The sequence below is a fragment of the Rodentibacter sp. Ppn85 genome, from assembly GCF_001999335.1.
Taxonomy (GTDB): domain Bacteria; phylum Pseudomonadota; class Gammaproteobacteria; order Enterobacterales; family Pasteurellaceae; genus Rodentibacter.
Window position 1 is genome coordinate 1 of the sequence record NZ_MLHS01000015.1, and the last position, 18,738, is coordinate 18,738.

The 18,738-nt window shown below is 39.2% G+C and carries 16 protein-coding genes; 7 read left to right on the plus strand and 9 right to left on the minus strand.

Annotation, left to right across the window (positions count from 1 at the left end; all coding sequences use genetic code 11):
- Window positions 1-244: 244 nt before the first annotated feature.
- The 3 genes from rbfA to tyrA all read left to right on the plus strand — a co-directional run bounded on the left by rbfA (window position 245) and on the right by tyrA (window position 2,764).
- On the plus strand, window positions 245-631 hold the full coding sequence (gene rbfA / locus BKL51_RS02835; protein WP_077465232.1) for a 30S ribosome-binding factor RbfA: 387 nt from the start codon (window positions 245-247) through the stop codon (window positions 629-631).
- Window positions 631-1,551 carry a tRNA pseudouridine(55) synthase TruB gene (gene truB / locus BKL51_RS02840; RefSeq protein WP_077465233.1) on the plus strand — a complete coding sequence of 307 codons (921 nt, stop codon included), beginning with the start codon at window positions 631-633 and terminating at the stop codon, window positions 1,549-1,551. The genes rbfA and truB overlap by 1 nt, the downstream gene beginning before the upstream one ends.
- 88 nt (window positions 1,552-1,639) lie before the next feature.
- Window positions 1,640-2,764 carry a bifunctional chorismate mutase/prephenate dehydrogenase gene (gene tyrA / locus BKL51_RS02845; protein ID WP_077465234.1) on the plus strand — a complete coding sequence of 375 codons (1,125 nt, stop codon included), beginning with the start codon at window positions 1,640-1,642 and terminating at the stop codon, window positions 2,762-2,764.
- A 212-nt stretch (window positions 2,765-2,976) separates the two neighbouring features.
- Here tyrA and BKL51_RS02850 read toward each other — a convergent pair whose 3' ends face one another.
- The gene (locus BKL51_RS02850; RefSeq protein WP_077465235.1) at window positions 2,977-5,565 is read right to left on the minus strand and encodes an ATP-binding protein; all 2,589 of its coding nucleotides are present in this window, start codon (window positions 5,563-5,565) and stop codon (window positions 2,977-2,979) included.
- A 221-nt stretch (window positions 5,566-5,786) separates the two neighbouring features.
- On the opposite strand from BKL51_RS02850, the gene BKL51_RS02855 reads away from it, so the two are divergent.
- The 3 genes from BKL51_RS02855 to BKL51_RS02865 are packed head-to-tail and all read left to right on the plus strand — an operon-like array spanning window position 5,787 to window position 9,267.
- A complete protein-coding gene (locus tag BKL51_RS02855) occupies window positions 5,787-7,298 on the plus strand; it encodes a sugar ABC transporter ATP-binding protein (RefSeq protein WP_077465260.1) in 1,512 nt (503 codons plus the stop codon).
- Window positions 7,299-7,336: 38 nt separating this feature from the next.
- Window positions 7,337-8,308, plus strand: a complete 972-nt coding sequence (locus BKL51_RS02860; protein WP_077465236.1) for a ribose ABC transporter permease — start codon at window positions 7,337-7,339, stop codon at window positions 8,306-8,308.
- A 29-nt stretch (window positions 8,309-8,337) separates the two neighbouring features.
- On the plus strand, window positions 8,338-9,267 hold the full coding sequence (locus tag BKL51_RS02865; protein ID WP_077465237.1) for an ABC transporter substrate-binding protein: 930 nt from the start codon (window positions 8,338-8,340) through the stop codon (window positions 9,265-9,267).
- 73 nt (window positions 9,268-9,340) lie between these two features.
- Here BKL51_RS02865 and BKL51_RS02870 read toward each other — a convergent pair whose 3' ends face one another.
- Window positions 9,341-10,060 carry a response regulator gene (locus BKL51_RS02870; protein WP_077465238.1) on the minus strand — a complete coding sequence of 240 codons (720 nt, stop codon included), beginning with the start codon at window positions 10,058-10,060 and terminating at the stop codon, window positions 9,341-9,343.
- A gap of 98 nt (window positions 10,061-10,158) precedes the next feature.
- On the opposite strand from BKL51_RS02870, the gene mak reads away from it, so the two are divergent.
- Window positions 10,159-11,064, plus strand: coding sequence for a fructokinase (gene mak / locus BKL51_RS02875; RefSeq protein ID WP_077465239.1), 906 nt, complete (start codon window positions 10,159-10,161; stop codon window positions 11,062-11,064).
- A gap of 118 nt (window positions 11,065-11,182) precedes the next feature.
- On the opposite strand, the gene BKL51_RS02880 is transcribed toward mak, so the two are convergent.
- The 7 genes from BKL51_RS02880 to BKL51_RS02910 all read right to left on the minus strand — a co-directional run bounded on the left by BKL51_RS02880 (window position 11,183) and on the right by BKL51_RS02910 (window position 18,649).
- Window positions 11,183-13,222, minus strand: a complete 2,040-nt coding sequence (locus BKL51_RS02880) for a TonB-dependent siderophore receptor (protein ID WP_077465240.1) — start codon at window positions 13,220-13,222, stop codon at window positions 11,183-11,185.
- Window positions 13,223-13,599: 377 nt separating this feature from the next.
- Window positions 13,600-14,955, minus strand: coding sequence for a nucleotide 5'-monophosphate nucleosidase PpnN (gene ppnN, locus BKL51_RS02885; protein ID WP_077465241.1), 1,356 nt, complete (start codon window positions 14,953-14,955; stop codon window positions 13,600-13,602).
- A gap of 8 nt (window positions 14,956-14,963) precedes the next feature.
- The gene (gene queF, locus BKL51_RS02890) at window positions 14,964-15,803 is read right to left on the minus strand and encodes an NADPH-dependent 7-cyano-7-deazaguanine reductase QueF (protein ID WP_077465242.1); all 840 of its coding nucleotides are present in this window, start codon (window positions 15,801-15,803) and stop codon (window positions 14,964-14,966) included.
- Between the two features lie 15 nt (window positions 15,804-15,818).
- A complete protein-coding gene (locus BKL51_RS02895; protein ID WP_077465243.1) occupies window positions 15,819-16,604 on the minus strand; it encodes a Zn-ribbon-containing protein in 786 nt (261 codons plus the stop codon).
- Window positions 16,595-16,975, minus strand: a complete 381-nt coding sequence (locus BKL51_RS02900; protein WP_077465244.1) for a SufE family protein — start codon at window positions 16,973-16,975, stop codon at window positions 16,595-16,597. Before BKL51_RS02900 ends, BKL51_RS02895 begins: the two co-directional genes overlap by 10 nt.
- The gene (locus BKL51_RS02905; protein WP_077465245.1) at window positions 16,972-18,171 is read right to left on the minus strand and encodes a cysteine desulfurase; all 1,200 of its coding nucleotides are present in this window, start codon (window positions 18,169-18,171) and stop codon (window positions 16,972-16,974) included. Before BKL51_RS02905 ends, BKL51_RS02900 begins: the two co-directional genes overlap by 4 nt.
- Window positions 18,161-18,649 carry a thermonuclease family protein gene (locus BKL51_RS02910; protein ID WP_077465246.1) on the minus strand — a complete coding sequence of 163 codons (489 nt, stop codon included), beginning with the start codon at window positions 18,647-18,649 and terminating at the stop codon, window positions 18,161-18,163. The genes BKL51_RS02905 and BKL51_RS02910 overlap by 11 nt, the downstream gene beginning before the upstream one ends.
- Between the last annotated feature and the right edge of the window lie 89 nt (window positions 18,650-18,738).

Below are 18,738 nucleotides of genomic sequence, written 5' to 3' on the forward strand. Positions count from 1 at the left end.
CCAGCGTGGCGTCCCTACACTTCTTTAAATTGTGCATTTGCTACATAATGCCGCGTATTTTATAAACTGATCGTTTTATTTTAATCTTAACCGTAAAAATATTTATCTCGATACAAGCTATCGCAGTTTATTGAGATAAACGATCTCAAAAATTCCAGCAAAACCAACCGCACTTTTCGCTTTTGAGGGATAAATTTTGCTATAATCCCCGTCTTAAAAAGAATTTTGAAAATAGGAAAAGAAAATGGCTCGAGAATTTAAACGTAGCGACCGTGTTGCGCAAGAAATCCAGAAAGAAATTGCGGTGATTTTACAACGTGAGGTGAAAGATCCGCGCATTGGTATGGTGACAGTATCCGATGTTGAGGTGTCGAGTGATTTGGCTTATGCCAAAATTTTTGTCACCTTCTTGTTCGATCACGATGAAAGTGCCATTGAACAGGGGATGAAAGGCTTAGAAAAGGCCGCACCTTATATTCGCACCTTGCTTGGCAAAGCGATGCGTTTACGCATTGTGCCAGAAATTCGTTTTATCTACGATCAATCTTTAGTGGAAGGTATGAGAATGTCCAATTTGGTAACGAGCGTGGTGCGTGAAGATGAACGTAAACACGTTGAGGATGAAGCATAATGTCGAGACCACGCAAGCGGGGACGTGATATTGACGGCGTGTTTTTATTGGATAAACCGCAAGGAATGTCTTCTAACGAGATTATGCAAAAGGTGAAACGCCTTTTCCAAGCCAATAAAGCAGGTCATACGGGGGCGTTAGATCCATTGGCAACAGGAATGTTGCCGATTTGTTTAGGTGAAGCCACTAAGTTTTCGCAATTTTTATTGGATGCGGATAAGCGTTATTTAGTTACTGCAAAATTAGGCGAACGCACCGATACTTCCGATGCTGACGGGCAGGTCGTGGAAACCCGCGCAGTGAATGTGGAAACGCCGCAAATTTTGACCGCACTTGAGCAATTTAGGGGCGATATTTTACAAGTGCCGACAATGTTTTCAGCCTTAAAACATCAAGGCAAACCTTTGTATGAATACGCCCGTCAAGGTATCACCGTAGAACGTGAGGCACGCCCGATCACGATCTTTGAACTTAAGTTTATTGAATTCCACGCCCCTTATTTAACCTTAGAAGTGCATTGTTCCAAAGGCACTTATATTCGCACATTGGTGGATGATTTAGGGGAAGTACTAGGTTGTGGAGCGCATGTTACCATGTTACGCCGACTTGCCGTGGCGGATTATCCGATTGAAGCGATGATAGGTTGGGAAGAATTACAACATCTTGTGGAAAAGCAAGATTTGGCGTTACTTGATCAGCATTTATTACCAACAGATACGGCAGTAAGCAAATTACCGGCATTGCATTTGAATGAAGCACAAAGCCGCTCTGTTGGTTTTGGTCAGCGTGTAAAATTTAACAACGACCGGAATTTACAAGGACAAGTGCGGTTGTTTTCGGCACAGAATTTATTTTTAGGTGTAGCTTTGATCGATGGTTATATCATTCGTCCACAACGATTAATTACACAATCTGCATAATTTTATTTGCCTTTCCTTATAAATTCCAGTAAGCTCACCTGTAATTAATTTATTACAAAGTGTGTAAATAAAATATTACAGGTGGATTATGGAAGCGCTTAAAGATTTACGTTCCGAAATTGATTCGCTCGATCGCGAACTCATTCAACTTTTTTCTAAACGTCTCAAACTGGTTTCACAGGTGGGCAAAGTCAAACATCAACAGGGGCTCCCTATCTATGCGCCGGATCGCGAAATTGCTATGTTACAAGCACGCCGTTTAGAAGCGGAAAAAGCCGGTATTTCACCGGATCTAATCGAAGATGTGCTACGCCGTTTTATGCGGGAATCCTATACCAATGAAAATCAATTTGGTTTTAAAACCGTGAATCCTGACATTCGTAAAATTGTGATTGTAGGCGGTTACGGGAAATTGGGCGGATTATTTGCCCGTTATTTACGTGCTTCCGGTTATCCGATTTCCGTTTTAGAATGTGATGATTGGGATGTGGCGGATCGAATTCTTGCCAATGCCGATGCGGTGATTATTTCCGTGCCTATTGCGAATACCCTAGAAACTATTGAACGCTTAAAACCTTATTTGACGGAAAATATGTTACTTGCGGATCTCACCTCGGTAAAACGTGAACCCTTGGCGAAAATGTTAGAAATACATCAAGGGGCTGTAGTGGGATTGCACCCTATGTTCGGACCAGATATTACCAGTATGGCAAAACAAGTGATAGTGCGTTGTGACGGACGTTTTCCTGAGCTATATGAATGGTTGCTTGAGCAAATTCAAATTTGGGGAGTGAAAATTCATCAAACCGATGCTATAGAACACGATCACCATATGACTTATGTGCAGGCTTTGCGTCACTTTTCGACCTTTGCCAATGGTTTACACCTTTCTAAACAACCTGTGAATCTCACCAATTTACTTGCTCTTTCTTCCCCAATTTATCGTTTAGAATTAGCAATGATTGGTCGCTTGTTTGCGCAAGATGCTGAACTTTATGCGGATATTATTATGGATAAAAAGGAAAATCTAGAAGTGATTGAAAGCCTAAAACAAACCTATGAAGAGGCATTAGAGTTTTTTGAGAATCATGATCGCCAAGGTTTCATTGAAGCGTTTCATCAAGTACGGGAATGGTTTGGAGAATATTCCGAACAATTTTTAAAAGAAAGCCATCAATTATTACAACAGGCGAATGATTTGAAGCAAGGATAGAAGAAAAAGTGCGGTGAAAATGACCGCACTTTTTTATTAAAGCGGTATTATGTAGCAAATGCACAAAAATAGGAAATTTCAACGACTTATATAGGGACACACTGCGTGTGTCCGTTATAAAATCAAATCATTTCAATATATTAAAATTCGGAGATACGCGGTATGCACCTACAAGCTAAACCAAAAACATGCAGCTGTTACATAATACCGAATTAAAGACCAAGAAGTTTTTGTTGTAATGATTGTAGTGTAAAGGGTTTGATTAGCACAGGATATTGTTCGGCATTTTCTAATTGCGCCGTGTGGCCTGTGATAAGTAAGATTTTTATTGTAGGGAAATTTTTCTGTATCCATTTGGCAAGATCTATGCCGGTGAGTTTATCGGATAACATAATATCAGATAATAAATAGTCAATTTTTTCTCCTTGTTCTAATTGTTCAATGGCTTGTTCGGCAGATTCACATAAGATAGGTATATAGCCCAGAACATGGAGTTGCTCGCCTAGTGTTTCACGTAAACTTGTTTTATCTTCGACAATCAAAATCTTATAGCGAACCTTGTTTTTACTAAAGTTTTTTGGCGTTGATATAGCGGTATTCATGTTCTCGGTAATCGGTAATTGCAAGTGAATTGCCGTACCTTGTGACGGACAAGAATCAATTTTCACCCGACCTTTCGATTGGCGAATAAATCCATATACCATTGATAATCCCAATCCGCTTCCCCGACCATTTTGTTTTGTTGTGAAAAACGGCTCGAATACATGGTTGAGCGTCTCTTCATCTATACCGCATCCATCATCTATAACAGAAAGTTGAACCATATCTTCTTGCCGATACGTGCGGGTGACATTAAAGGCCGTGGTTTGGATAGTGATGGTTCCTTGATCGTTCAATGCATCTTTTGCATTTACAATTAGATTAAGAAGCGCCGTTTCAAGTTGATTTTTATCAATGTAAACATGGGGTAAATTCTCGCCTAAATCTAACCGCACTTTGATACTTGTCGGAATACTATGTTTGATTAAATCATTAAATTCTAAAACAAGCTGGTTAATATCCAGCGAAATCGGATGGAGTGGTTGTTTTCTTGCATAAGCCAGCAAGCGTTGGGTTAAAGTCGCACTATTTTCAGCCGCTTTTAAAGCTCGTTGTAAACGTTTTGCTTGCCGTTCATCAAGATGATCAGGGTTAATTAAATCTAAATTACCAATAATCACGGCAAGAAAATTATTAAAATCATGGGCGATACCTCCGGTTAAATGCCCAATTGCCCGCATTTTTTGGTTATGAATAATCTCATTTTCCCATTTTTTACGTTGTGTACGGTCAATTAAAAAGATAACAAATCCATCTTTTAAAGGGCTGACACGCCATTCTAACGTATATTCTTCATATTGTATTTCAAGAAAATCTTGTGCTTGGCGAACTTCCGTAAGCAAGGTTAAATTAATGGCTTGATTGCTTCCGATAACTTTGGTTTGTCGTGAATCAAAATAATTAACTAATGAATAAAGACTGTGTTGTTGATATTCTGTAAAAAATGGCTGAAGTAATGTTTTAAATTGAGCGTTATGAGAGATGAGATTTAACTCTTTATCAAAAATGGCTAATCCGTCCCGCATGGCTAAAAAAGTTTGTTCGACTAATTCATTTTTTTCTTTCAATAAGGAATCCGTTCGTTCCAGTTCAATGACATTTTGGTAAAACACATCAAAGGTTCTCGCTAAATCACCAATCTCATCATGACTATGTTGTTGTGGCACTGTCACATTTTTATTGCCTTGTGATAAACACTTTAATGCGTTTGTAATGGAATAAAGCCGTTTTCCAATAAGAGAGTAAATATATTTTGCCCAAATAATAATCAGCAGAATCGTGAAAAGTGAAAATAATAAAATAAATAGCGTTAATGTGAATAAATGTTGTTGAACTTGTTCTGAATTAGTATTGGCATTTTCTACTTTATCTTTAACTAACTGTGTATAGCGTTGGTTGATTTGTTGGACTAAGGCATCAATCTTAAATGTCAGAAATTGAATACGCAAATTAACTTTCTCTAAGATTTTTGCGTTATCAATCATAGTGGGAAATTGCTGCTGAAGTTTCATTAGTTCTTCATTAATATCAGGAAACTGTTTAACAGGAGGAAAAAATAAAAAATTGGCTTGTATTCCTGTAAATACACTCACAGAAAAACGACTTTTCGTTGCGTCTTCAATGAGTTTTTCTACCCGATCAAGTTGTATAAGAAAATTTTGCGGAAATTGATGTGCTATATCGCTGGGTGTGACTCGTTTTTCTAATCTTTTAATATGTCGAATATAAAGTAATCCTTGGTTTAATTGGCTAATCATTGTCGTGTGTAACACGTGACGTTCATGGGTTTGTAATAATAAATCCTGTACACTTTTTTCAAGTAAATCAATGTGATGAATAACTTGAGTGAAAATTTCATTGGGTTCGGCAGTGGATTGTTTGGCTTGTGTGAGTAAATTTTGTAATTCTTCTGCATGACGCGTAAGTGATTTTGATTCCCCTTGATATTCTAAAGCACTGGTCGTTTGCGTTAAACGTTTCGCATACGTAGAAATTTGTGCGGTTTTAACTCCCAATGTCATTGAGGAAAATATTTGATTAAGGGAGCGATCCCGCAAATTGGATAAAGAATTATAGGTATTATTTAATCCGATAATTGCCGTCATACTGATAGCAATAATAAGTGAAATTACTGTAATTAAAAACAGCATTAAACGAAAGCGTACGCTATAAATTTTTGTTGATGTTTTCCAATTCTTCATTTTTTAACTGCACTTTTATATCTACATCATTTTTGATTATTGTAAGCATAACTTAATAAAAACAAATGAAAAATATCATTCCCTTACTATCGTTTTGTGATCTAACTCTCAAATTTGATAAAAAGTAGCAATTATGACAATTGTGAATCAGTTTCAACATTTTCTATTTATATTCCTATGATTAAATGTTGAAAACTAATTTCAAAGGGGGAGTGATGGAAATGCAAGAACATAATTCTGATCAAGTTACCCATCCATTATTAGAAATGAAAGGTATCGCTAAGCGTTTTGGTTCATTTTATGCATTACAAGGCGTGGATTTATCTATTTATCGAGGAGAAATTCATGCTTTGATGGGCGAAAATGGGGCGGGGAAAAGTACCTTAATGAAAATTCTTGCCGGTGCTTACACAGCTTCTGAAGGCGATATTTTTATTGATGGCGAGCGCTTTGTAATTTCCTCCCCAAAAGATGCTATTAAAGCCGGCATTACTTTGATTTATCAAGAAATTCATTTATCACCGAATCTGACGGTAGCAGAAAATATTTTTTTAGGCTGTGAAATCAAACATTGGTATGGTCTTGATCGCAAAACTATGGCTGAGATTTCACAAAAAGTATTAGATCGATTAGGCGCACAATTTTCCGCTACTCAAAAAGTGTCGTCACTCACCATTGCAGAACAACAACAGGTTGAAATAGCACGGGCTTTACATCGTAACAGTCGGGTATTAGTGATGGATGAACCGACAGCTGCATTATCATCTCGTGAAACGGAACGATTATTTGAATTAGTGAAAAAACTACGCGATGAAGGAATGGCGATTATCTACATTAGTCATCGAATGGCTGAAATCTATGAGTTGGCGGATCGGGTGAGTGTGTTGCGTGATGGAAAATATGTGGGTTCACTCACTCGTGAAAATTTAGATTCTGTGACTTTAGTTCAAATGATGGTAGGTCGTCCTTTAACCGATTTATTTAACAAAGAATCTGTTCCTATTGGAGAAGAAGTATTACGTGTGGAAAATCTTGCAGACGGTAATAAAGTGCAAGATGTTTCACTTGTGGTTAGAGCCGGTGAAATCATTGGTTTATCCGGCTTGGTAGGCGCAGGACGTTCTGAATTGGCACATCTATTGTTCGGTGTTAAACAGGCAACGCAAGGTAAAATTTATCTCAGTGGGGGAGAAATTAGCTTTAATTCACCACGGGAAGCCATTGCACACCACGTGGCGTTATTGCCGGAAAATCGTAAAGAAGAAGGCTTATTTCTTGATCTAAATATTCTTAAGAACGTGACGATGGCAACCATTGAACGTGATGCCACAATGCTAGTGATAAACCAAACGAAAGGAAAACAAGCGACTCAAGAAGCCATTGATGGGTTAAAAATGCGAGTGCCTAGCGCTAATGTGAATGTGAGTGGTTTATCCGGAGGAAATCAGCAAAAAGTGTTGCTATCCCGTTGGGCTGCTATTCATCCTAAATTGTTCATTATGGATGAACCGACTCGTGGTGTTGATGTGGGGGCCAAAAGTGAAATCTATCGAATGATGATTGAAATGGCAAAACAAGGTGTGGCAATTTTGATGATTTCCAGTGAACTCCCGGAAATTGTAGGAATGAGTGATCGCGTTTATGTGATGCGTGAAGGCTATATGGTCGGTGAATTAACAGGAAAGGATATTAATCAAGAACAAATTATGGCGTTTGCTTGTGGTGCGCAATAAATCAAATGAAGGATTAAATTTTAAAAGAGAGGTAAAAAATGGGAACAGCACAATCAACCAACGTGGGGTTTAAGAAAATAGCACTCGCTGATGCGATGCAAACGATGGGGATCTTGCCAATTTTAATTTTAATTGTCATCGTTTTTTCTTTTGTTGCACCTAATTTTATGACGGAAGCTAATGTGATGAATATTACCCGTCAAGCTTCCATCAATATTGTCCTTGCCGCCGGAATGACTTTTGTGATTTTAACCGGTGGAATTGATCTTTCAGTCGGTTCTATTCTTGGTGTAACGGCGGTAATGGGGTTGGTCACATCATTAAATCCGGCATTAGCAGATTTTGCTGTCCCAATCGCTTTACTTGCAGGATTGGGAATGGGCGTATTCAATGGCTTACTTGTCGCTTATGCCGGTCTACCGCCGTTCATTGTCACCTTAGGTACTTACACCGCATTGCGTGGCTCAGCTTATTTGGTTGCCGATGGTACAACGGTAATCAACTCAAAAATCTCATTTAGCTGGATTGGCAACGGCTATCTCGGCTCCGTTCCTTGGTTGGTGATTATTGCGTTTGCCGTGATTGCAATCTGCTGGTTTATTTTACGCCGCACGACTTTAGGCACTCATATCTATGCGGTTGGAGGCAATTTACAAGCCGCCCGTTTAACCGGTATTAAAGTTTCTTTAGTATTAATTTTCGTTTATGCCAGCAGCGGTTTGTTGTCCGGTCTCGGTGGTGTGATGAGTGCATCACGTTTATACAGTGCCAACGGTAATCTTGGTGTGGGTTATGAACTTGATGCAATCGCCGCTGTTATTTTAGGTGGGACCAGCTTTGTCGGTGGGATTGGTACAATCACCGGGACATTAATTGGAGCATTAATTATTGCCACCTTAAATAATGGTATGACATTAATGGGGGTGTCATATTTCTGGCAACTCGTTATTAAAGGTGGGGTTATTATCGTAGCTGTATTAATCGACAAATACCGTACTCGCTCAGCATAATATTTACTTCAACATAGGAGAAAATCGCAATGAAATTAAAAACTTTAGCTGTATCGTTAATGTTAGCTATCGCACCTTTTGCTCAAGGGAAAGAATTAAATTCTATCGGTGTGACGGTTGGAGATCTCGCTAATCCGTTTTTTGTGCAAATCGCAAAAGGGGCGGAATTGAAAGCTAAAGAATTGGCGGGAGATAAAGTTAATGTTGTCTCTGTATCCAGTGGTTACGATTTAGGACAACAAGTGGCACAGATCGATAATTTTATTGCTGCCAAAATGGATATGATCATTTTAAATGCCGCAGATTCCAAAGGGATCGGCCCTGCCGTACAACGCGCACGTGATGCCGGAATTGTCGTTGTTGCTGTAGATGTGGCTGCAGATGGAGCGGATGCCACAGTAACCTCAAATAACTATCAAGCCGGAAAAATTGCTTGTCAAACCATTGTGGATAAATTAAACGGCAAGGGTAATGTCGTCATTATTAATGGACCACCGGTTTCGGCTGTACAAGATCGTGTTCAAGGCTGCCAAGATGTATTTGCGAAACATGGTGAGATTAAGGTGTTATCCCATAACCAAAATGCGAAGGGAAGTCGAGAAGGCGGATTAGAAGTCATGACCTCATTATTAATTGCTCATCCAAAAATTGATGCCGTATTCGCGATTAATGATCCGACAGCAATTGGTGCGGATTTAGCGGCTAAACAGGCTCAACGCAGTGAATTCTTTATTATGGGTGTGGACGGTTCACCTGATGGCGAAGAAGCATTAAAATTATCTGATAGCTTATTCCGTGGTACGCCTGCGCAAGATCCGCAAGTGATGGCGGCAGAGGCGGTCAAAATCGGTTATGACATTTTACAGGGTAAACCGGCACCTAAAGAGGCAGTGTTAATTCCGGTGAATTTAATCACTCGTGAAAATATTGCTGATTATAAAGGTTGGACAGTAAAATAAAACAACGAAAAATAAAGGGCAGATCTTAGATCTGCCTTAAATATAAAAAAGTGCGGTCATTTTTCACAGTGTTTTAACAAGATTCTACAATTGCATTAAACAAATAGCCGGTTCCTCTTACTGTTTGGATGTAACGAGGATTTTTAGGATTAGGCTCAATTTTTTTACGCAGACGCATAATGAGTACATCAATAGTGCGGTCGAAAATATCCAAACTTTCAGTGTGTGTTAATTCAAGTAATTTTTGACGGGAAAGAACTTTTTGAGCGTGGCTAATCAGGGCATAGAGCAGAGCATATTCCCCTTGAGTGAGTATAATTTCTTGTTTTTGTGGTGAATATAGTTTGCGATTTTCCGTATCAAATAACCAATGGTCAAACTGGAAACCATGACGAATCGGTGTATTGGAAAAAGATATTGGTTGATGGTGACGTAAAGCAACTTTTGCTCTTGCCACAACGACTCTGGGATAAAAAGGTTTTGGGATATAGTCATCCGCTCCCATTTCTAATCCCACAACAATATCTGATTCTGAATCCAAACCGCTTAACATAATAATCGGGACCGAAGTGAGAGACTTTAAATGCTGTAGTAAAGTTAGTCCATTGACATCAGGTAAAATAAGATCGAGAAAAATAAGTGAAAATGTTGGGGTGGTTTGGAGCAATGTTAAGGCTTGTTTGCCTGTGTTGGCTGTTGAAACAGCGTAGCCGTGTTCTTCAAAAATATCAGTGAGCAGTTCACAGATTTGAATATCGTCATCAATAATAAGAATAGATAAATTTGATGGCATTATTTGTCTCATAAATTTAATCAGTATGAACAAAAGTATATACAAGTTTTTAGAAAAAACATATTTTAAATTTTAGGTCCGGTAAACAGGAGATGAATATGCGTATCGGTATTGATTTAGGCGGCACAAAAATAGAAGTCATTGCGTTATCCAATAAGGGAGAAACGTTATTTAGAAAACGTATTCCTACACCAAGAGGTTCTTATGAAGCTACTCTCGCAGCCATTAAAAGTTTGGTCGAGGAGGCTGAACAGGAAACGGGGCAAAGCGGAACTGTTGGAGTGGGCATTCCTGGCACTATTTCACCCTTTAGTTCAAGAGTCAAAAATGCCAATTCCGTTTGGTTAAACGATCAGCCTTTAGATAAAGATTTATCTCGAATATTGAATAGGGAAGTGCGAGTTGCTAATGATGCCAACTGTATGACAGTTTCTGAAGCGACTGACGGTGCCGGCGCAGGAAGTGCGGTCGTTTTAGCGTTAATTTTGGGGACGGGTTGTGGTTCCGGCATTGTAATTAATGGTAAACCCCATAATGGTGGTAACGGTATTGGCGGAGAGTGGGGACATAATCCTTTACCTTGGATGGATGAAGAAGAGCAACAAATTGCTCAAATGTCACCTTGTTATTGCGGCCGTTCCGGTTGTATCGAACAATTTGTTTCCGGCACAGGGCTTTGTGATGATTATACACATCGCTCAGGAAAACATTTAAAAGGGCATGAAATTGTAGCTCTCGCAGAGCAGGGGGATGAACTGGCGGAACAAACTTTGCAGGCTTATGAACGCCGTTTAGCAAAAGCACTTTCCGCTTATGTCAATGTGCTTGATCCTGATGTAATCGTATTTGCCGGCGGAGTATGTAACATTGATCGTCTTTATCATAATGTCCCTAAATTAATGCCGAATTATATCTTTGGCAAAGAATTTCATACTCCTATTCGTAAAGCTTTACATGGTGATTCCAGTGGCGTTCGGGGCGCTGCTTGGTTGTGGCCTTTGTAATTCTATTTACTATTATTTTTTTCATTCCTTTTCTTCATGCTTACCATGATAAAAAATCCACCGTTTACAATAAACGGTGGAGTAATTTTAAAATATGATCTAACTAAATTATTTTTAACTAGAACTGATAATTTAAGCCTACACGTAACTCACGTCCTACACCGGGTAATACGTTCGGGCGTTGGCTGTGTGGGTAGTAGAACTTATTGAACGCATTATTAAGCGAAACATTGATATTCAATTGATCATTATTCAATGGCTTCCAGTTCACATAGAAATCATGCACGCTATAGCCTGCACGTACAATATCCGAGCCTGTTTCATTATCACGTACCAGAACAGAACCTTTCGCTTTCTGAACGGTACGATTGCGCCAGCCTAGCTCTAAACTAGGATCTTCAAAGCGATAAGATAACGCAGCAGTCCACGTACGACCTATTTGTACCGCAAATTCCGGATTTGAGCTGAGTAATTTTTTAGGATGCGTATCATAAATACGAGGTTTACTTTCAGCCACACCAACACGGGCTGTAAATCCACCAATGGTATAGCCAGCATTAAGCTCGTAACCATGGTTCTTGATAAAACCGGCATTCACTGCTTCTCTCACGCCACCGGAATGTCTATCTTGCGGATTAGCCAAAGCATCATTAATACGTTGCCAGAAATAACTGCCTTCTAATGAAAATCCGCCATAATTATAGTTAAAACCAATTTCCGTATTACGTGCGCGTTCTGCAACCGTGCCGTCAGCAATAGATACAATACTTCGTTTTCCATGGGTCATCAATGCATCATAAAGACGAGGACTACGTGTCGCATAGTTATGGTTTGCACTGAGGCTCAATTCCTCCGTTGCCTGCCAAATTACGCCAAAACTAGGATTGAATCTGCCATCAGAAACAGATTTGTTATCCATTGCTTTAAGGTTGAAATAGTCATAGCGTAAACCTGTCGTGAAAATAAAATCACCTAGTGCGGTAATGGCTTCAATATAAGCACCGGTATCTTCTTTAGTAGGTTCAATTAAATTTGGTTTAAAGAATTTATGCGGAGTAATTTTTTGATGGCGGTAATTTAAACCATATTTGAGTAAAATCGAATCTCCAATATCGGAATCAAAATTGATATTCGCTCCTTTAGTGGTGATTTTTGTTGTGGTTGGGCCGGCAACATTGCCGCAGTAACCACAACCGGAATCATCAGCTGAGTAACGTTTATCCTGCATAATATAAGCATTAGCAGTCAGCTCTTTAATAAAACCTAGGTTTTTACCCGTATACTCAAGATTAGTATTGCTCTTACTTGTTTCGCGATAAGTTGGTTTTTGACGTTCTAAAGAAAGTTTACCTCCTGTGATCGTAAATTCCTCACGCACGGTACGCACACCACGATGTTCATCTTTAAGATGACTCAATACTATACGGTGATTTCCATCCCCAAAAGTACCGCCCAGTTTGATTAAATAATTTCGTTTATCTAAAGCGCTATAGGGTACGGTATCACCACCATCAATATTACGGTAGTTTTTACCCGGTTTGTAGTTATCGTTATCAGTTCTTGCATAAGATACTAATGCATCAAAATTACCCGATTTACCGAAAGCCGTTGCTCCATAACTATAACCGTCGTTGGATGAAAATCCGGTATTTAAACGGAATCCGTAATTTTTATCGCTTCCTTTGAGTAAATCAAGCGCATCGACTGTTTTCACAATAATTGCACCATTCGTCGCACCGATTCCCGCGCTCGCAGAACCCGCCCCTTTTTGTACGGAAACAGTTTTTAATAAGGCAGGATCAATAATAAAACGACCTTGGTGATATAAAATTTGGCTATCGGAATAAGCATTATCCACTTTAATATCAACGGAGTTTTGTCCCATGCCACGGATAGTGAGGAATTGAGACGTTCCGTTTCCACCACCAAAAGAAATAGATGGTTCTTTAGCTAAAAAATCACGTAAATCGCTAGAAGTACTCTCATTACGTTCTTGCATAGTGACAATATTTGTTTGTACTTTCGTACCTTGACGATCGGTCACGGTAATTTCATCCAGCATGGTACTTGAATCGGTATTTGCTAAAGCAGTACTTGCAGTTAATACACTCATCACAACGAAACTGATGTGTGTGAGGCCAAATTGTTTTCCTTTCATACATTTCCCTTAATTTATAAATGAAAAAATAATTTCTTACCTTAGTAAGTTACGACATCACTAGCAATATAAAACTAAATGATAACACTTATTATATTTAATTTTATTTTAATCTCAACCAAATAATATTGGCTAACAGACAATATCTCACAACAGATATTTATTTGAACAAAATCTAATAAGATGCTGTAATTTTTGTAAATACTCTAAAAATTATCAGAATGCTTTGATTTTTAACTAAGGATAAATTTTATAGAACAGTCTCAAAGTTAAAACAAAATAGATTAACTCTAAGTTTTTTTATGAAGAGAGGGCAACAGAGCGCTATTTTCTAGCGTATCTATTGCCCCGAAAGTTTTTCTAAAACCAACCGCACTTTATTTTACAATCTCATAGCAGGGGTCATAAGCATTGCCTGTAGGCAATTTCATTCGATGTTGTTGAATAAAATCTTGTAGCACCGTATCGACCTTTTCCATTAAAGTGCGGTCACCTTTTAGTTTAAATTTCCCCCGCTTGGCAATTTCATCTTGTGTTTTAGGTTTGATATTGCCAGCCACAATTCCGGAAAAAACTTGGCGCAGCGTTGCCGTTAAATCCATTTTGGATTGGTTAAAATGTAACGCTAAATTTGCCATATTATCGTGAGTCGGTTCAAAAGGGTGTTGAAAACGTTGGTCAATTTTTAATGACCAGTTAAATCCATAGGAATCGTTAGTTTGGTAACGTTGGGTTTTCACATCTATCATTGCTTTTTTCATATGGCGCGCTACGGTAACGGGATCATCGATCACAATGGTATAAAGTTTTTGTGCCTCTTTGCCGAGTACTTCACCAATAAAACGATCTATGGTAATAAAATAATCCTCACTTTCTTTTGGACCTGTCAAAATCACCGGTAAATGCTGTGCTTTATTTTCCGGATTGAGTTTTACACCAAGTACATAAAGCAATTCTTCAAAAGTACCGGGACCGCCTGGGAAAATCAAAATGCCGTGTCCCATGCGAACAAAGGCCTCAAGGCGTTTTTCAATATCCGGCATAATAATCAATTCGTTGACAATCGGATTAGGTGGTTCGGAAGCAATAATGGACGGCTCGGTAATTCCCACAAAACGGCTGTTTTTATAACGTTGGTTGGCGTGTCCGATTGCCGCCCCTTTCATTGGCGCTTCCATCACACCCGTGCCACAACCGGTGATAATATTCATCTCCCGTAAACCCAGCTCTAATCCCACTTGCCGGCAATATCGGTATTCCGCTTCATTAATTGAATGACCGCCCCAACATACGACTAAGTTAGGATGTTCTCCCACAATCAATGCTCTGGCATTACGTAAAATAGAGAAAACTTGGTTGGTAATTTGTTTGCTATCCTGTGGTTCTGTGCCTTGATGTAAAAGATTAACAAACAAAATATCACGTAACACTGCAAAAAGATGATACTGAATATTCGCGATCATTTTATCATCTACGAAAGCGCGTTCCGGCGGGTTATGAAGTTCTAAACTCACGCCGCGTTCGCGTGCCACAAGATGAATATCAAAATCGGCATATTGTTGCAACAGTGCACGGCTGTCATCGGTGATTGCTCCGGAATTAAGTACGGCAAGGGAACAATTTCGATAAAGTTGGTATAACCCTGATTGTGCTGTTTTGGTGAGGCGTTCCACTTCAAGATGAGAGAGTAACGCCATACTGCCTTTAGGGTTGATAAAATGAATATTCGGCATAATAATCCTTATTGTCTGGCTAAACGTAAGTTTTCCGGTAAGATTTCAAAGTTAGAGCGGAAGGGGTTAATATCCAAACCGCCACGGCGGGTATAGCGTGCGTAAACCGTGAGTTTTTCCGGTTTGGCATAGCGCATTAAATCGCAGAAAATGCGTTCCACACATTGCTCGTGGAATTCGTTATGTTGGCGGAAAGAGACAACGTAACGCAATAATTTTTCTCGATTAATTTTCTTGCCTATATAATGAATTTGAAGCGTTCCCCAATCCGGTTGATTGGTGATTAAACAATTTGATTTTAGTAAATGGCTGACGAGATATTCTTCAACTCTTTCATCTGAAACACAATCCTTCAACCAATTCGGGTTAAATTCATAATTGGTGATTTCAATATCCTGCTCGTCAATACAGTCGCCTTGTAAATGATCAATTTTTTGTGCTTGATAAAATGAAAGAGGATTTAACCGCACTTTTACCTCGCCTTGCGCACATTCCGTTAAATCTTGTTGCATCACTCGCGCCACTTGCTTGAAGTCTGTGAATTTGCTTTGGTTAAAACTGTTTAAATAAAGTTTAAAACTTTTGGATTCAATTAAATTTTGACTTTGCTGATCCAAGTAGATATCCGCAATCGCCACTTGTGGCACACCTTTTACATTAAGCCAGGAAACCTCATAGGCTGTCCAAATATCCGCGCCCATTGTGAAAGGCTGTGTTTGGGTTATACCTAAATCATCACGATTTAAAGCACGCGGCACGGGTTGTAATAAAGTGCGGTCATATTCGCTGACATATTCGGTTTTTTGCCCGAGTTTAAGTGATGTTAGGCCGTTACCTTGATTGTTCATTATTCCTTATCCTATTTATAAAAAATTCCACGAAATGTTCGATATTAATCGACATTGATCACATTTAAAATGAAACATCTCAAAAATGGGGGCGTTTAACACCCAGTTACCACCACATTCAGGGCAGTGACGGTGTTGCTCATTTTCAAGAGATTGACCGCCTACACGATATAAATAATAGTAAGTCGGAATGTGATTGATTTTTTCAATTTCTTGCGCTAAATAGCGACCATGTTTAGCGAGTGTGCTTTTATGATTAGAAATTTCCTTTAGAGCCGATTGTTCCAGTATAGAACCGTTCATTTGTAATTGATCGCAGGCTTGCCAGTTTTCTTGCCATTTAATCACATCTTGGCTTAAGTGCGGTTGATATTGAAGCTGTTTATAAAGTGGAATCGGCGCAAAATTTTCGCCACTGTGAATGGGGGAGCAACTTTGCAAATGGGTTGTATAAAGTATTTGCCAAGCCGGATGGAAATTTGCAGCGGTTTGATCGCTATTGAGGTCATCGCCAATCAGTTGAAAACTATCAAAAATCAGACCGCACTTTTCTGCCTCTTGTAATGCGTGATTAACCTCTAAATTATTATTTTTTGGCAAAAGGCTGTCTTGCTCGGGGCAAATGATACGCATAGCAAAGCCTTGTTGTCCGTTTTCCTGTGCCAAATAGAGAGGAATTTCACGCCCGATAATCTGCCCGTTATAACGCCATTGATCGATAACGCCATTAAGCAAGCGGCTTTGCTCCGTAATGTCATTCTCAAGTGCGGTCAATTTGAAGAAAGTTTCTATTAAATACATAGTTGTTTTAGCTGTTGTCCGATTTGATTTAAGCCGTTTAAGCGGGTTTCGCTTAATCGTTGTGCAATACCGAGTTCGGTGAAAAAAGCACTGAGATCAAATTCGCTTAATTCCTCAGCAGTTTTACCGTTGATTTTTTCCAGTAAAAACCAAAGTAAACCGTTCATAATGCGGGCCTCGCTAAAGGCACTGAATTGAAAAGTGCGGTCATTTTGAGGGGCAATTTGAAACCACATTTGTGCTTCACAACCGCTAATTGATTGCATATTGGCAAGTTCATTGTCACTTGGACGGGGCAAATTTTTGCCCGCTTGAATAATCAGGCGGTAACGTTCTTCCCAGTTTGTTGCAAGTTTTAATTGTTCGATCATTGTAAAAGTTCCAAGGTTTTATCTAGTGCGATAAAGAATTGTGCCACATCCTCAGGTGTATTGTAAGGGGCAAAAGAGAGACGTAAGGTCGTTCGTCTTCCAAGCCTTGTTAAATAGGGTTGCGCACAATGTTCTCCTACACGCAATGCAATATTTTGTTCGCTGAGTAATGTGGAAAGATCCGAACTATCAATCTCCTCAAAGACGAAACATACAATGGCGCTCGGTTGTGGAGAATTGAATAATCGGCAATTTGTATAATTTTTTAACCGCACTTTGACAGATTCCGCTAATGTTACGGCGTGTTGCTCAGCGGAGACCAAATCCCATTGTTGTAACCAATCCAATACCGCATTAAAGCCAATTATGCCCGCGATATTGGGGGTACCGGCTTCAAGACGATAGGGTAAATCCGCAAAGGTAATGTTTTCCGCCGACACGCGATCTACCATTTTGCCACCGAAGAAAAGCGGTTGTAGCTGTGAAAGTGCGGTCAGTTTTCCGCTTAACACGCCAACCCCGTTTGGTCCATAAATTTTATGTGCGGAGAAAGCGAGAAAATCCGCCCCGAGATCTTGCAGATCAATCTGAATATGGCTAATTGCTTGTGCGGCATCCACTAAAACAAGTGCATTGCTATATCGGCGGATATATCGGATCAAGCTTTTGACGGGTTGTTCTGTACCGGTTACATTTGAAACAAAATTTAACGCTACTAGCTTTGTGCGTTCATTGAGTGCATTTTTTAATGCTGTTTCATCAATGAGCCAATTATCCAAAATAGGCAAAATCCGAATTTTTGCACCGCACTTTTTAGCAGTCTGATACCAAGTAACAAAATTGGCGTGATGATCCGCTTGGCTAATCAGAATTTCATCACCCGCTTTCAAATGGGGTAATAACCCGTTCGCTACTAAATTAATCGAATGAGTTGTGCCGGAGGTCCAAATCACGGCTTTTTCATCTTCCGCATTAATAAGCCGTTTCACCTGCGTGCGTGCCTGTTCATATTGGGCGGTTTGTTTTGCATCATATTGACTACGATGAACCGAACCGGCAGAGGCATAAAATTCAGTCGTACGTTCAATTAATACATTAGGTTTTAATGTTGTAGCGGCATTATCTAAATATACGGTAGTATTTGTTTTGCCAAAATAGGGAAAATTTTCTTTAAATGATTGATAATCAAAAGCCATATTTTTTCTCCTGTTTGCGCCATTCATACGGTGGAATGGGGGAACGTTCGGCCCATAATCCTAATCGTTTTGTTTGCGCTTTTTCTTGCGCATATAAATAAACTGGGTGGCGAAGATATTGATTATATGCCCAAGCCATACCGGATTTTACCATTTCAAGATTAATGTTTTTACCGTTGTAATAAACGGTCGCAAGCGTGCGTTTATAGCGATCTTGACCGCTTATTTTTAAGCTAACTCTACGTTTGTAAATTAAGTTTGAAAGCCATTGTTTTGATTTCTTGCCAAAAGGCTGATTTTTTTCCGGAGCATCAATTTCTTCTAAACGCACTTTGACCGATTTGTTTCCAACCATAAGACAAGTGATTGTATCGCCATCACTAATTGCTACGACAAGACAAGTGTTGGGAGGATGAGCATAAGTAAAAAGTGCGGTTAAAAAGAGCAGTGAAATTAAAATGACAATATTTTTAATCATAGTGTTATTGAAAGATGAGCGGTTTTATTCCCCAACAATTGGCTAAAAAACGATTATGCCGAGTAAAATTACTCGGCTTATTGTATCAA